This is a genomic window from Rhizobium sp. NXC24 (genome assembly GCF_002944315.1).
Classification (GTDB): Bacteria; Pseudomonadota; Alphaproteobacteria; order Rhizobiales; family Rhizobiaceae; genus Rhizobium.
In genome coordinates, this window is sequence record NZ_CP024314.1 from 420,467 (window position 1) to 433,004 (window position 12,538).

A 12,538-nucleotide genomic window follows, 5' to 3' on the forward strand; every position below is an offset into this window, starting at 1 on the left:
CCCTTCACCAGACCCGTTCATGCAGCACCGCATCGAAGGCAGTGTCGAGCGACACAAAGGTGCAATGCTCGAGCCGCGTCTGGGCGGCGAGAATCCGGTCCCAGGGGTCGCGGTGGTCCCAGTCGAAGCTTGCCGCCAGTTCGGCATGCAGATCGCTGATAGCGAGCGTCTGCAGGCCGCTGGCTGCCACCGCGGCGCGCAATTCCTGCGGCTTGAGGTCGAGCTTCTTCATCTTGTTGTCGAGTTCGTAGAAGGACACCGCGCTGACGAGCACGGTGTTCATCTTGTCCTCGACCAGGGCTCGGGCCTTTGCCGACAGCCGGTCGCTGCCGATCGTCCACCAGTAGACGGCATGGCTGTCGAGCAGCACCTTCATGCCTTGGACTCGCGATCGCCAGGCTTGCCTTGCCAGACGCCGAGGTCGTCGTTCCAGTCGCCGGCGTCGATTGCCGCCTGTTCCGCGTCGACCGCATCGACCGCATCGAACAGATCGTCCGGCAGGCCGCGCTGGCGCAAGAGGCCGAACGGCCGCTTGCCGCCGTTGGCCGGGCCGATGCGGGCATAGATCTCGTTGCCGCGCATAATCAAAATTTCCTCGCCGTGGTTGGCGCGTTCGAGCACCTCGGCGAAGTTTTTGCGCGCCTCGCTGATCTTGTAGCTGGTCTGCGGCATTTTGCGCCCCGATATTGGCTTTGAGGCCACAATAGCACCGCAAATACGCGCGTACAAGGCGTCTGTACATCTCGCTTCCGATAAGCAGCACTTATCGGAAGTGAGGCGTAACCTGGAGCATCATGGGGAGTGACGGAAACGAGAGGACAATTCACTTCCGTTACTGTGGCTTTTACTTACCGATTTCAATTGAAGCGCTAAGCGAAAAATCCAGCACCCATTTTTCACCTAGCGATTTCATACGGAGCAGGGGAGGGGCCTCACAGCCCCGACGCCTTGGTGAGATTGACCCGAAAGCGATCGCGCCGACGCTGGTATTTCCGCGTCATTTCAGCACTGGCATGGCCGAGCTGCTTCTGGACATAGCGCTCGTCGACCTCCGCGGAGGACGCCAGACCGGCGCGCAGCGAGTGACCGGAGAATTTTTCGGCGCGCTCCGCTTCGCTGAGGTCGCCCCCGACGCCGGCCGCGAGCGCCGTCTTCTTGACAAGACGAGCGACCTCGCGATCGTTCAGCCGATCCGGCCCAACATCCTTGCCTTCACCCGTCACCCTGCGGAAGAGAGGACCCTTGGCAATCCGCGCGAACCTGATCCAGGTCTCGACCGCGACAACCGGGCAGGTCCCATCGGACGAGCCGCGGCCGATCTCGACCTCGCGCCATCCGGTCTTGCCGCGCAGGGTGACGAGCAGGCCCTTGTCAAGGATCTCGAGCCAGCCGCGCCCGTACTCGGTCTGGTCGCGGCCGAGATCAAGGCCAACGATCTCCGAGCGGCGCAGGCCGCCGGCAAAGCCGATCAGCAGCATGGCGCGGTCGCGCAGGCCGCGCAGGCTGCCGCGATCCAGGGTCTCGAGCATGGCGATCAGTTGCTCCGGCAGCACCGCTTCCTTCTGGCGGGGTGGGGTGGCGTGGGTGTTGCGGATACCGGCAAGAACGGTGGCAATATGGCGATCCTGTCGATCGATCGGCATGCCGCGTTGCGTGTAGTTCCAGGTGAGGGCGGACAGCCGCCGTTCGATGGTCGACACAGAGTTGGCCTTCATACCACGTTCGGCGGTGCCGGACGCACAAGCGGTGATGTAGAGGCCGACGATTTGTGGATCGGCTGGAAGGGGCGTCAGGTTCGAGCGCCGACACCAGGCGGAAAAATGTTTCCAGTCGCTGGCATAGGCGCGGCGTGTGTTGGCGGAGCTGGCCGCCTCGACATAGCCGCGCGCGCGATCGCTGAGATCTTGCAGATGACCCGGTAGGCTGGACGCCGGCTGCGGGGCAGGGGAGGGCGGAGCCTTCGGCAGCTCCGTCTCAAGGACGATTTCGCCGCTATTCTTCATGCCGCCTCGACATCTGTCTGTTTGAAGTCGTTCCCCTTGAAGAGCAGCGGCTCGCCGGTCAGCGCGGCGAGGGCATAGGAGAAGCAGTCGCCGTAATTCAGGCCGGCAGGATGGCGACCCTTGCCGTAGCGGCGCCAGGCTCGGCGGGCCTGGTCGGCATGCTCGGAGGTCACCGCAACGACCTCCAGATTGGTCTTGTGCAGCCAGAGATCGAGTTCTGCTCCGCCTGCCTCGCCGAAGCGTCCCTCGATGACCATCGCGGCTTCGACGAGCGTTGCCGCCGAAATCAGCCGGACGGGATCGTCGGCAATGCGTTCGCTGTAGTAGAGGGCATCCGGTTCATTGAAAAAGATCGCGACGATCGCTGACGTATCGATCACCATCAGTTCGGAATACCGTTTTCGTCGTAACCGATGATTTCATCCGGACTGCGATCATCGAGAACCGGCAGAGCGCTCAAGCGTCGCCGCATCGCCTCCATGTCGTCGAGGAGGGCAGCCTTCTTCGCTTGCGATCCCATACGCTTGAGGCGCTCTTCCAGCGCGCGCCGCGTCGCGATGGTGATGGTTTCGCCGGTGCGCGCAGCGAGTGCGCGCGCGAGCTTCTCCGTCTCGGGGTCTTTGATGCTCAGCGCCATTGCAGGTGTCCAGGTTCCTTGATATATATAATCTACCTAATGACCTGCGACGCAGGCGACACCTGCGGACGCGAATTCTGGCGACGCTCAGCCCGGCAAGCATGCGCTAACGGGGTTGAGGACCGCGAAAACGGCCATTCTCTATATAAAACACAATACGTCCGATAAGGCAAGATTATCGGACGTTTTTACTTGACGACAGGGTGTGCTGTTATGGCCGAAAATAGTGGCATAAACTGCACGCGCGATATAAGCTCGCGGTATGGATTCGTTCGCCTTCGCACCTGCTTCGATCTCTGCGCCGCCGGCCCCGTTGCCGGCCTAGACGGTTCCGCGTGGGCGCGATCTCAAGGAGCCGGATGCCGCCGTCGCCGCCGGTATCGCGCTGAAATCACTCGATGATTTTGTTCGATCGCATTACGTCTACGCGGGTTGCTGGCGCTCCCGCCAGGCCCTGAAATGTGCCGCAATGGCGGTGCGATGGTCGGGTCGAACCGAGGACGAGAAAGCGCTGCGCGATGCCGTTTTGCTGACGCCTCCGGGCGACGATCCCGGACCGGCCGAGCCGGCCGGAAACCGAACTTTTCGTCGAAAGCCATCGCCGAGCTCGCCGATCTGCTCGGTCTGGCCTGGGACGACCGGCTGGCGGCTGCCGTCGATTTTGCCGACGCATCGCTGCAGTCCGGTCGATCGCCACCGTTCGCCGCGGCCGAGCTGGTGACGGCGATTGTGGCCGTGCGTCCGGATGCCGAGGTGCTGGCCTTCACGCTTGCCGATAGTCTGATCGCCGCCATGCTGACCTGGGACCGGCCCGTGCCGTTGCTGATGGCCGAGCGTTATGGGCCAGCCTTCAAGACATCAGACGGCAGGGGACGCCTGCGGCCCGGCGATCAAGGCTTCGCGCGGGCCGTCTGCCTGACGCTGTTCACCGCCGTCGATGCCGCACTGCGCTCCGCCGCCGCGATCGATCGCCGGGCTGCACAGCTGCTCGCCGTCGCGCCGAAGCTGCGCACCAAAGGCGCCGAGGCCGTGATCCGCAGATTGCTGAACGAGGACGCCGTGCCAGCGTCGGCGCCCGGCAGTAACCTGTCGCGCTGGGCCGCCACCCGGTTGTTCGAGCGGCTCGAAGGTTTTGAGGCCGTGCGCGGGCTGTCCGGCCGGTCGTCCTTTCGGATCTTTGGATTGTGAGGCGGCCGGTATGAGCGCGACGCCGCAGCCACGCCGCAACGCCAAAAGAAATCCCCAGGACGATGTCCTGTACGATCGCGAACTGGACGACCTTCCGCCAGAGCTGCGCTGGCGCGAATGGATGCTGCGGGTGGAGGCGGTGATTTTTGCCGCGGCTGAGCCGGTCAGCCGCGAAACACTGGCCCGGGTGGTCGGCAAGGATTGCAGCATAGACCTGCTGATCGACGATCTGGTCGAGGAACTCCGTGACCGGCCGTATGAGTTGGTGTCGGTCGCCGGCGGCTGGCAGCACCGCACCCGGGTGCGTTTTGCCGAGACGATCCGCGCGTCGTCGGCGCCGACAAGGCGAGGGGCCGCGGCGCTCTCGGAGTTCGAGGCTATGGTGCTGATGGCGATCGGCTATTTCCAGCCGGTGACGCGTGGCGAGCTGTCAAAAATTTTCGGCAGGGAGATCAGCCGCGACACGATTGGTGCGCTGCGAGGTACCGGCTTCATCGGCTCCGGACCGCGCAGCCCAACGCCGGGGGCACCTTATACTTATGTGACGACCAAACATTTCCTCGCTGCTTTCGGCCTGGAGACGCTACGTGACCTGCCGAACCTCGAAGCACTGGAGGATGCGGGACTACTGGGCCGAGAGACAATGGCGGCTGAGCCGCTTTACGGTCCAACAGATGACGTCGATGGAGAGACGATTGCATAGAACTCGACCGATGCTGCCTTAGATCAAGGTACCAGGAGCTATATTACTAGCGACGACAACAGCCGGGAACCATCACCACTACCCCCACCTTCAGAAATGAGCCCGCGCTGACGCTCAAGCCCTCCCGCCGAAGCGCCGAAAGCCACAGTAGCGTCGCAAGCGAACCCGTCACAGAAAGGTTCGGACCCAGATCGACGCCGATAAGGACTGCGCCCGCGACACGATCCGAAACTTGCGCGGCTTGAACGGCGCTCCCTGCGAACAGTCCGGCGGGCAGGTTGTTGACGAGGTTGGAGAGAAACGCGACGCCTATGCCAGCGATGGCGATAGCCCGCGACTCGGACTGCAAGCTGATCGTTCTCAGTTCCTCGACAAGCACCGCAGTCACGCCAGTATGATTGATAGCCTCGACGATGACGAACAAGCCGCCCACCAGCGGCAGCACGCTCCAGCTCACGTCTCGGATAATGCCGATCGGATGCTGCCGGACGTTTGCCAGAACGAGTAGGGTCGTCAGGACGCCGGCGACAAAGGTTGGAATGCCGAGGTTAAGATGCATCGCAGATGCCGCAAGGAGCAAGATCGCGGTCAAGATCAGGCCGCCTCCGGCCAGTTTGGCAGAGAGCGTCAGTCGCGGGCGCTCGACCTGCGGAGCGATCGTGTCGTCTGCCAAGGCACGCCGCTGGGACCAATAGAGTGCCATGAACGTCAGGACGATCGACACGATGGACGGCGCCAGGAATGTGCTCATCCAACGGGACAGCGGCGGCATTTCACCGCCCGCAAAAATCACCAGATTGGCAGGATTGGAGATGGGCAGCACGAAGCTTGCGGCATTGGCAATGAACGCGCAGATCAGAAGATAGGGAAGTGGATCCTTCACGTTGGCTGCGCGACATGCCGCGTAGACGGCCGGCGTCAGGACAACGGCCGTCGCGTCGTTTGAGAGCAACGCAGTCACGATGATGCCAACGACATAGACAAGCACGAACAGCCGTCGCGAAGATCCCTTCGCGTATGAGGTGGCTATGACGGCGATCCAGTCGAACAGGCCTTCCCGCCGAGCGAGTTCCGACAGCAGCATCATGCCGATCAGAAAGAGATAGACGTCGAAGCCCTTGGTGATCCCGGACCATACCTCCGCAGGTGGTATGATGCCGAGGATGAAGATGAGCATTGCTCCGCCGACAGCCCAGACGGCTTCGGGCAGTCGAAACGGGCGGGTGACCACCCCAGCGGCAGTGGCTGCGGCGATGGCTGAGGTATAGAGCGGTGTATTCATGCTTTGCCTCGGATGTGAAATTGCCGATCGACGTCCTGGTCCGTGGAGCGAGTTTCGATCTGCCCAGCGGCCCCGTTACGAAGACTGTCGAGCAGCAGGTAGATGACGGGGGTCGTATAGAGGGTCAGCAATTGGCTGACCAGCAGCCCGCCGGCGATGGCATAGCCGAGCGGCTGGCGCAGTTCGGAACCGGCTCCATGGCCGATGGCGAGCGGCAGTCCACCGAGAAGGGCTGCCATCGTCAGCCAATGAACTTTGCTTTGAGCAATTTCGTCTTTTTCCAAAAATTCCCTTATTCCAATCATTTTATCTCTATAGTACTCTTATGGTATATAATCTTCATATGCTATAGATCTTCCATTTTTAGAAGATCATATAGTTTTTTCATCCACTCCGATCCTGTTTTTTGTTCCGCCGCATAATAATAATAGCATTCGTTTTCTTCTAAGAAATCATCAGCGCTAAGCTCCTCATTTTCACAGCGCTCAATAACGTCGCGCAAATTATCTCTGACTTCTTCAACAACAGAAGGAGGTTCGTTACGCTTGAATGCCGTGACAATCTGGATATCCGTTTCTCCCTCGAGGCCGAAATCCTGATGAAAGTAACCAGCGAAAAATTGGAACAGTGCAGGATGAGAGATCATGAAGTTGGGTATCCCGTAAGTATCTTGTACCCCGAGGGAATCGATGTATCGCGCACCAACACGACAATAACCTTAGAGGTTGGGCTGGAAACAGTAGCACAAGAGTGTGCGGCGCTGGCCGGCTAGAATGCCCGGCCGCTCCTGATGTCGTTTTCGAAATGAGCAAGGCAACCTTCAACTTTGGCCAGCAGAATCTCAAAATCTATCGGCTTGGTGAGATAATCGGCTGCCCGGCGCGCAATCCCATGATGACGTTCTGCTTGTCTGTCATTGCGGTCAGAAAAATAAAGGGGATATTTATCTGCTCTGAGAGCCTGACCGAAAAAGAGTTGAGTGAAATCAGTCAGTTGTGATTCCGTTTGTTTGCTTAGGACGAACGGAGACCATTATGGGCTGGACTGATTTCACCCGGCGGCAATATGCACGACGCGCGAGCCGCTATGCAAGCGACCTGACGGATCGGGAATGGAGTTTGATCGCGTCTTTTCTACCTGGACCGAAACGACTGGGCCGGCCGCGCCGGACGGATTTGCGCGACGTGGTGAATGCGCTGCTTTATCTTGCTTCGACGGGCTGCCAATGGCGGATGCTGCCGAAGGATTTCCCACCATTTACGACGGTGCAGGCCTATTTCTATGAATGGCGGGCGACAGGCCTGTGGCGGCGGATCAATCATCATCTGGTGATGGAGGCGCGCGAACTGGAAGGCAAAAAGGCATCGCCGAGCGCCGGTGTGATCGACAGCCAAAGTGTTAAAACCACCGAAAGCGGCGGGATTTCCGGCTATGACGCCGGCAAGAGAGTCAAGGGTCGCAAGCGGCACATCGTCGTCGATACGCTGGGGCTCATGGTCGGGCTGATAGTGCATGGGGCGGATATCCAGGATCGAGACGGTGCCGCCGATCTCTTGAAATCCATTCGTCACCGGTGGCCTTGGCTCAGACATGTCTTTGCCGATGGCGGCTATGCGGGCGACAAGCTCAAGGGGCGGCTGAAAAAGATCGGTCAGTGGACGATGGAAATCGTCAAGCGCTCGGACCATGCGAAAGCCTTCACCGTCCTGCCGCGCCGCTGGGTGGTGGAGCGGACTTTCGCATGGCTCGGCCGCTGCCGACGACTGGCTAAGGATTTGGAGAGATCAATCGCATCCGCCGAGGCATGGATCACCATCGCTCACATCCGAATGCTAACACGCCGCCTCGCAAGATACCGATATCGCTGAATTCTTTTTGAGTCAGCCTCTGAGAGGAGCAGCAATGTTTGGGAGCATGGGCCGAGAATGAGCCGGCTTGCTGTTCCTTTCCGGCCATTTAGCAGCAATATCGCCTGAGTGCTAATTTTTTCGTTTGATTCTCTTGAAATCGAAAAATCGCAAAACCAGATCATTTCGCGCAAAAAGCTCGATCGAGGTTTTGCACCCGCCCGGACTGGTCATCCGGTCCGGCCAGGGGAACAACGTCATCATTGTTTGTCCATCGGAGGAAAACATGTCGTTCCGACCACTTCACGATCGCATTCTCGTCCGCCGGGTCGAATCCGAAGAAAAGACCAAGGGCGGTATCATCATCCCAGAAACCGCCAAGGAAAAGCCGCAAGAGGGCGAGGTTATCGCCGTTGGCCCCGGCGCGCGTAACGATGCCGGTCAGATCCAAGCGCTCGACGTCAAGGCCGGCGATCGCATCCTGTTCGGCAAATGGTCCGGCACCGAGATCAAGATCAATGGCGAAGATCTGCTTATTTTGAAGGAAAGCGATGTCATGGGTATCATCGAAGCCCAGACCGATCAGAAGAATGCTGCGTGAGATCAACAGTCAGATAGCTGCCTATTGAGGAGTTAAAGAAATGGCTGCGAAAGAAGTCAAGTTTCATACCGATGCCCGTGAACGCATGCTGCGTGGGGTCGACGTGCTCGCTAATGCCGTGAAGGTCACGCTCGGCCCGAAAGGCCGCAACGTCGTTATCGACAAGTCCTTCGGCGCCCCGCGCATCACCAAGGATGGTGTCACCGTCGCCAAGGAAGTCGAACTGGAAGACAAGTTCGAAAACATGGGAGCGCAGATGCTCCGCGAGGTTGCTTCGAAGACCAACGACATCGCCGGCGACGGCACCACGACCGCAACCGTTCTTGCGCAGGCAATCGTCAAGGAAGGCGCCAAGGCGGTTGCCTCAGGCATGAACCCGATGGATCTGAAGCGGGGCATCGATCTCGCCGTCGACGCTGTGGTTAAGGAACTGAAGACCAATGCTCGCAAGATTTCCAACAATTCCGAGATCGCTCAGGTTGGTACGATTTCTGCCAATGGCGATGCCGAGGTCGGCCGATTTCTTGCTGAGGCAATGGAGAAGGTCGGAAACGACGGTGTGATCACGGTCGAGGAAGCGAAGACCGCCGAAACCGAATTGGAAGTCGTCGAAGGCATGCAGTTCGACCGCGGCTATCTCAGCCCCTACTTTGTCACCAATGCCGAAAAGATGCGGGTCGAGTTCGAAGAGCCCTATATCCTCATCCACGAAAAGAAGCTGTCGAATCTGCAGCCCATACTGCCCATCCTCGAAGCCGTGGTGCAGTCGGGTAAGCCGCTCCTTATCATCGCTGAAGACGTCGAAGGCGAAGCTCTTGCTACGCTCGTCGTCAACAAGCTGCGCGGTGGTCTGAAGATCGCTGCCGTCAAGGCTCCGGGCTTCGGCGATCGCCGCAAGGCCATGCTCGAAGACATCGCCATCCTGACGGGCGGCACTGTCATTTCCGAAGATCTCGGCATCAAGCTCGAGAACGTGACGCTGAACATGCTTGGTCGTGCCAAGAAGGTGGCGATCGAAAAGGAAAACACGACGATTATCGACGGCGTCGGTTCAAAGTCTGAGATCGATGGGCGTGTTGCCCAGATCCGGGCGCAGATCGAGGAAACCACCTCCGACTACGACCGCGAAAAGCTGCAGGAACGACTGGCCAAGCTCGCCGGGGGGGTCGCAGTAATCCGCGTCGGCGGTTCGACGGAAGTGGAAGTCAAGGAGAAGAAGGATCGCGTCGACGATGCGCTGCATGCGACGCGCGCCGCCGTCGAGGAAGGCATCCTGCCCGGTGGCGGTGTCGCCCTGCTGCGAGCCGTCAATACGCTTGACGGGCTCACGACCGAGAATAACGACCAACGCGTTGGCGTCGACATTGTCCGTCGGGCGATCGAGGCGCCGGTTCGCCAGATCGCCGAGAATGCCGGCGCGGAAGGCTCGATTGTGGTCGGCAAGCTGCGCGAGAAGAGTGAGTTTTCGTTCGGCTGGAACGCTCAAACCAATCAATATGGCGATCTTTACGCTCAGGGCGTTATCGATCCGGCGAAGGTCGTGCGCACGGCGCTTCAAGATGCCGCTTCCGTCGCCGGCCTGCTGGTGACGACCGAGGCCATGATCGCCGAGAAGCCCAAGAAGGAAGCCGCACCGGCCTTGCCTGCGGGCGCCGGCATGGACTTCTAATGGATCAAGGAGGTCCGCCCAATTCGCCAAGGGCGGGCCTCCTCTTCACACGATCAAACCTCAAGTTCCATCGGTTAAGATCTATGGAGCCAGCAATGAGAAAGGAAAATGTTAGCAAATCCGTACCGGAGGAAGCCGCGGCAGTGATCAGCGCCGCGCATCTACTTCATCCGGCCAAACATTTCGATCACCCGCGTGATGTACTTGCATCCCCTGACATCGGCAAGGAAGAGAAGCGGGCCATTCTTGCGTCCTGGGCATCCGACATCTTTGCCATTGAGTCCATTCCAGCCCTTCGGCTTTATCCGGGGGCGGATAAGGAGGTCTCGTATGATGAGATCATGGAAGCGTTGAAGGCCTTGGACGAAGACGATCAGCGAGCTGGAGACCAAGATTCGGCCGGCTCCATTAACCATGCCCGTCGCCGGAAATCGCAAGCACGCTGGTTTGGCGGCTTTGACCTATGTCGTTATTGGAAAGGAGACCGTCGCCGACAACCGTTCGAGATGTAGACCTTCCTTCTGACCTGCCGCGTGCCTCTTTGAGGATGCGGGCCTGATTTTTGCCGACGACTCTTTGCTCAACAGAGGAGGTTTTGCCGATGAAGATCGCCCAGATCGCACCGCTCGCTGAAAGTGTTCCGCCGAAGCTTTATGGAGGAACCGAGCGGATAGTTTCCTATCTCACCGAGGAACTTGTCGCCCAAGGCCATGACGTCACTCTTTTCGCCAGCGGCGATTCCGTGACCGGCGCCAAGCTGGTGGCGTGCTCGGACGTCGCGCTGCGGTTCAACCCGGCCGTCAAGGACAACCTGCCGCATCAGATCTTGATGCTGGAGGAGATCCGCCAGCGTGCGCAGGAATTCGATGTCCTCCACTTCCATATCGATCTCCTACATTTCCCGCTGATCCGAGATTTTGCCGATCGCACGATCACGACGCTTCATGGACGGCTCGATCTACCGGATCTAAAGCCATTCTATAAAGTTTTTCCCGACATTCCGCTGGTCTCGATCTCCAACGATCAGCGCCGGCCGATGCCGCCGGTCAACTGGTCCGGAACAGTTTATCATGGACTGCCAGACGACCTGCTGCCCTTTACGGAAAAGCCGAGTGGGAATTATCTCGCCTTCCTCGGACGGATATCGCCCGAGAAGCGGCCGGACCGAGCAATCCAGATTGCCGCAAAGGTCGGCATGCCGCTGAAGATCGCCGCCAAGATCGACGATGCTGACAAGGCCTATTGGCAAACGGTGGTCGAACCGATGGTAAAGAGCTATCCGAATGTGGAATTCATCGGCGAGATCAACGAGTGCCAGAAGGCGGCCTTCCTTGGCAATGCCATCGCGCTGCTGTTTCCGATCGACTGGCCAGAGCCGTTTGGACTTGTCATGATCGAGGCCATGGCCTGTGGCACGCCGGTCATTGCCTTCCGCTGCGGTTCCGTTCCCGAAGTGATCGATGAGGGTATCTCCGGTGTGCTGGTCGATAGCGTCGAGGAAGCCGTGGAAAACATCGAATGGGTGCTGCGGTTCGACCGTCGCAAGGTCCGGGACAGTTTTGAGATGCGTTTCACAGCCGAACGGATGGCGCGGGACTATCTCGACATCTATCGACAGTTGCCCGGTACCCGGACGAAAGCGGCGCGACTTCGCCACCTCAAAGGCCAGGCGGCCGATCTACAGATCGTTGCTTAGGAAAGCCGAGACCTTTGGCGATCGGTGCTGCAGGCAGCAGGCCAAACATAGTATTGGAGGGTTCGATCCCCGCTAGGAATTCGTCTGCACGCTAATGAGCGCCTCGCCCTTCCGCGACTGCCATGCGCACCATCCCTCTACGGAAAGGGCGAGGATACGACACAGACCTCCGAAGACGTCAGCGCTGTTTTTTTGTGAGTGAATGTGAGACGTCAAAAATTAGTTTTATGGGTAATTTTCCATTTCTCTTGAATCCGCAACCCGCTGAATTATATTAGTATTGTTCGATTGCCCAATTGGGATCGACAAGTCCAGGAGACGCCATGTGCTCTTGGCGTCTCCTTGTATCCATGTTGCTTATAAGGAGGATATGGCTATGAGGACAAACCTCGATTTTTCCCCGCTGTTCCGGTCGAGTATCGGCTTCGACCGAATGCTAAATGTGCTCGAGGCCGCAAGCCGCACCGAGACGATCGACAACTGGCCCCCGTATGACATTGTCAAGACCGGTGCGGACGATTACCGCATTGCCATGGCCGTAGCGGGCTTCTTGCAGGAAGAACTGACGATCACCCAGGAGCAAAACATGCTTTTGGTCTCTGGCCAAAAGACGGAGGGTGACGACGTCCAATATCTGCATCGCGGCATTGCGAGCCGCTCGTTCCAGCGTCGGTTCGAGCTTGCCGATCATGTCAAGGTCGTCGGCGCCGGCCTCGTCAACGGTCTGTTGACGGTCGATCTCAAGCGCGAAATCCCTGAAGAGATGAAGCCGCGCCAGATCGAAATAGCGAACGACATGGCTCTGCCGAAGGCCGAGACCAGACAGATTGAGGCCGAGAAGGCGGCTTAGGCTCCCGAGGGCAGGGCAATTCGTACCAGAGCGTCGGGGCAGCTCCGGCGCCGCCGCGAAGC

Annotated in this window: 14 protein-coding genes and 3 pseudogenes; 8 read left to right on the plus strand and 9 right to left on the minus strand. The window is 59.2% G+C overall.

Annotated elements, in window-relative coordinates:
• Window positions 1-4 precede the first annotated feature (4 nt).
• From NXC24_RS25880 to NXC24_RS25900, 5 genes are all read right to left on the minus strand, one after another.
• Window positions 5-376, minus strand: coding sequence for a PIN domain-containing protein (locus tag NXC24_RS25880; RefSeq protein ID WP_104826283.1), 372 nt, complete (start codon window positions 374-376; stop codon window positions 5-7).
• The gene (locus tag NXC24_RS25885; protein WP_104826284.1) at window positions 373-672 is read right to left on the minus strand and encodes a type II toxin-antitoxin system prevent-host-death family antitoxin; all 300 of its coding nucleotides are present in this window, start codon (window positions 670-672) and stop codon (window positions 373-375) included. Before NXC24_RS25885 ends, NXC24_RS25880 begins: the two co-directional genes overlap by 4 nt.
• 260 nt (window positions 673-932) lie before the next feature.
• The gene (locus NXC24_RS25890; protein ID WP_104826285.1) at window positions 933-2,003 is read right to left on the minus strand and encodes a site-specific integrase; all 1,071 of its coding nucleotides are present in this window, start codon (window positions 2,001-2,003) and stop codon (window positions 933-935) included.
• Window positions 2,000-2,386 carry a type II toxin-antitoxin system VapC family toxin gene (locus NXC24_RS25895; RefSeq protein WP_007538498.1) on the minus strand — a complete coding sequence of 129 codons (387 nt, stop codon included), beginning with the start codon at window positions 2,384-2,386 and terminating at the stop codon, window positions 2,000-2,002. Before NXC24_RS25895 ends, NXC24_RS25890 begins: the two co-directional genes overlap by 4 nt.
• The gene (locus NXC24_RS25900; protein ID WP_007538500.1) at window positions 2,386-2,640 is read right to left on the minus strand and encodes a type II toxin-antitoxin system VapB family antitoxin; all 255 of its coding nucleotides are present in this window, start codon (window positions 2,638-2,640) and stop codon (window positions 2,386-2,388) included. The genes NXC24_RS25895 and NXC24_RS25900 overlap by 1 nt, the downstream gene beginning before the upstream one ends.
• A 379-nt stretch (window positions 2,641-3,019) precedes the next feature.
• Here NXC24_RS25900 and NXC24_RS25910 point away from each other — a divergent pair.
• Window positions 3,020-3,828 (plus strand): annotated as a pseudogene (locus tag NXC24_RS25910) (DUF1403 family protein).
• Between the two features lie 10 nt (window positions 3,829-3,838).
• Entirely contained in the window at window positions 3,839-4,531 is a 693-nt protein-coding gene (locus NXC24_RS25915) for an SMC-Scp complex subunit ScpB (protein WP_104826287.1), read from the plus strand.
• A 46-nt stretch (window positions 4,532-4,577) separates the two neighbouring features.
• Here the strand turns inward: NXC24_RS25915 and NXC24_RS25920 are convergent, their stop codons facing one another.
• The 4 genes and pseudogenes from NXC24_RS25920 to NXC24_RS36290 form a co-directional block, all read right to left on the minus strand.
• Window positions 4,578-5,813, minus strand: coding sequence for an arsenic transporter (locus tag NXC24_RS25920; RefSeq protein ID WP_104826288.1), 1,236 nt, complete (start codon window positions 5,811-5,813; stop codon window positions 4,578-4,580).
• Window positions 5,810-6,055 (minus strand): annotated as a pseudogene (locus NXC24_RS25925) (efflux RND transporter permease subunit); the annotation flags it as partial. The pseudogene NXC24_RS25925 and the gene NXC24_RS25920, both read right to left, overlap by 4 nt.
• Before the next feature lie 104 nt (window positions 6,056-6,159).
• Complete coding sequence (locus tag NXC24_RS25930; protein ID WP_104826289.1) at window positions 6,160-6,459, minus strand: contact-dependent growth inhibition system immunity protein; 300 nt, start codon at window positions 6,457-6,459, stop codon at window positions 6,160-6,162.
• Between the two features lie 122 nt (window positions 6,460-6,581).
• Window positions 6,582-6,757: pseudogene (locus tag NXC24_RS36290) on the minus strand (response regulator); the annotation flags it as partial.
• Between the two features lie 90 nt (window positions 6,758-6,847).
• Here NXC24_RS36290 and NXC24_RS25940 point away from each other — a divergent pair.
• The 6 genes from NXC24_RS25940 (at window position 6,848) to NXC24_RS25965 (ending at window position 12,476) form a co-directional block, all read left to right on the plus strand.
• Complete coding sequence (locus tag NXC24_RS25940; RefSeq protein WP_104826290.1) at window positions 6,848-7,681, plus strand: IS5 family transposase; 834 nt, start codon at window positions 6,848-6,850, stop codon at window positions 7,679-7,681.
• 265 nt (window positions 7,682-7,946) lie between these two features.
• Window positions 7,947-8,261: a co-chaperone GroES gene (groES, locus tag NXC24_RS25945; RefSeq protein ID WP_104826291.1), complete on the plus strand. Its 315-nt coding sequence runs from the start codon at window positions 7,947-7,949 to the stop codon at window positions 8,259-8,261.
• A 40-nt stretch (window positions 8,262-8,301) separates the two neighbouring features.
• Window positions 8,302-9,930 (plus strand): chaperonin GroEL, encoded by a 1,629-nt coding sequence (groL, locus tag NXC24_RS25950; RefSeq protein WP_104826292.1) that lies wholly within the window; start codon window positions 8,302-8,304, stop codon window positions 9,928-9,930.
• 95 nt (window positions 9,931-10,025) lie between these two features.
• Entirely contained in the window at window positions 10,026-10,442 is a 417-nt protein-coding gene (locus NXC24_RS25955; protein WP_104826293.1) for a hypothetical protein, read from the plus strand.
• Between the two features lie 89 nt (window positions 10,443-10,531).
• A complete protein-coding gene (locus NXC24_RS25960) occupies window positions 10,532-11,626 on the plus strand; it encodes a glycosyltransferase family 4 protein (protein ID WP_104826294.1) in 1,095 nt (364 codons plus the stop codon).
• 376 nt (window positions 11,627-12,002) lie between these two features.
• Window positions 12,003-12,476, plus strand: coding sequence for an Hsp20 family protein (locus NXC24_RS25965; RefSeq protein ID WP_104826295.1), 474 nt, complete (start codon window positions 12,003-12,005; stop codon window positions 12,474-12,476).
• Window positions 12,477-12,538: the final 62 nt, after the last annotated feature.

Excerpts from the sequence above, each read along its gene's own strand:
- NXC24_RS25880 (WP_104826283.1), bottom strand. The coding sequence starts at position 376 with ATGAAGGTGCTGCTCGACAGCCATGCCGTCTACTGGTGGACGATCGGC.
- NXC24_RS25885 (WP_104826284.1), bottom strand. The coding sequence starts at position 672 with ATGCCGCAGACCAGCTACAAGATCAGCGAGGCGCGCAAAAACTTCGCC.
- NXC24_RS25890 (WP_104826285.1), bottom strand. The coding sequence starts at position 2,003 with ATGAAGAATAGCGGCGAAATCGTCCTTGAGACGGAGCTGCCGAAGGCT.
- NXC24_RS25895 (WP_007538498.1), bottom strand. The coding sequence starts at position 2,386 with ATGGTGATCGATACGTCAGCGATCGTCGCGATCTTTTTCAATGAACCG.
- NXC24_RS25900 (WP_007538500.1), bottom strand. The coding sequence starts at position 2,640 with ATGGCGCTGAGCATCAAAGACCCCGAGACGGAGAAGCTCGCGCGCGCA.
- NXC24_RS25915 (WP_104826287.1), top strand. The coding sequence starts at position 3,839 with ATGAGCGCGACGCCGCAGCCACGCCGCAACGCCAAAAGAAATCCCCAG.
- NXC24_RS25920 (WP_104826288.1), bottom strand. The coding sequence starts at position 5,813 with ATGAATACACCGCTCTATACCTCAGCCATCGCCGCAGCCACTGCCGCT.
- NXC24_RS25930 (WP_104826289.1), bottom strand. The coding sequence starts at position 6,459 with ATGATCTCTCATCCTGCACTGTTCCAATTTTTCGCTGGTTACTTTCAT.
- NXC24_RS25940 (WP_104826290.1), top strand. The coding sequence starts at position 6,848 with ATGGGCTGGACTGATTTCACCCGGCGGCAATATGCACGACGCGCGAGC.
- groES (WP_104826291.1), top strand. The coding sequence starts at position 7,947 with ATGTCGTTCCGACCACTTCACGATCGCATTCTCGTCCGCCGGGTCGAA.
- groL (WP_104826292.1), top strand. The coding sequence starts at position 8,302 with ATGGCTGCGAAAGAAGTCAAGTTTCATACCGATGCCCGTGAACGCATG.
- NXC24_RS25955 (WP_104826293.1), top strand. The coding sequence starts at position 10,026 with ATGAGAAAGGAAAATGTTAGCAAATCCGTACCGGAGGAAGCCGCGGCA.
- NXC24_RS25960 (WP_104826294.1), top strand. The coding sequence starts at position 10,532 with ATGAAGATCGCCCAGATCGCACCGCTCGCTGAAAGTGTTCCGCCGAAG.
- NXC24_RS25965 (WP_104826295.1), top strand. The coding sequence starts at position 12,003 with ATGAGGACAAACCTCGATTTTTCCCCGCTGTTCCGGTCGAGTATCGGC.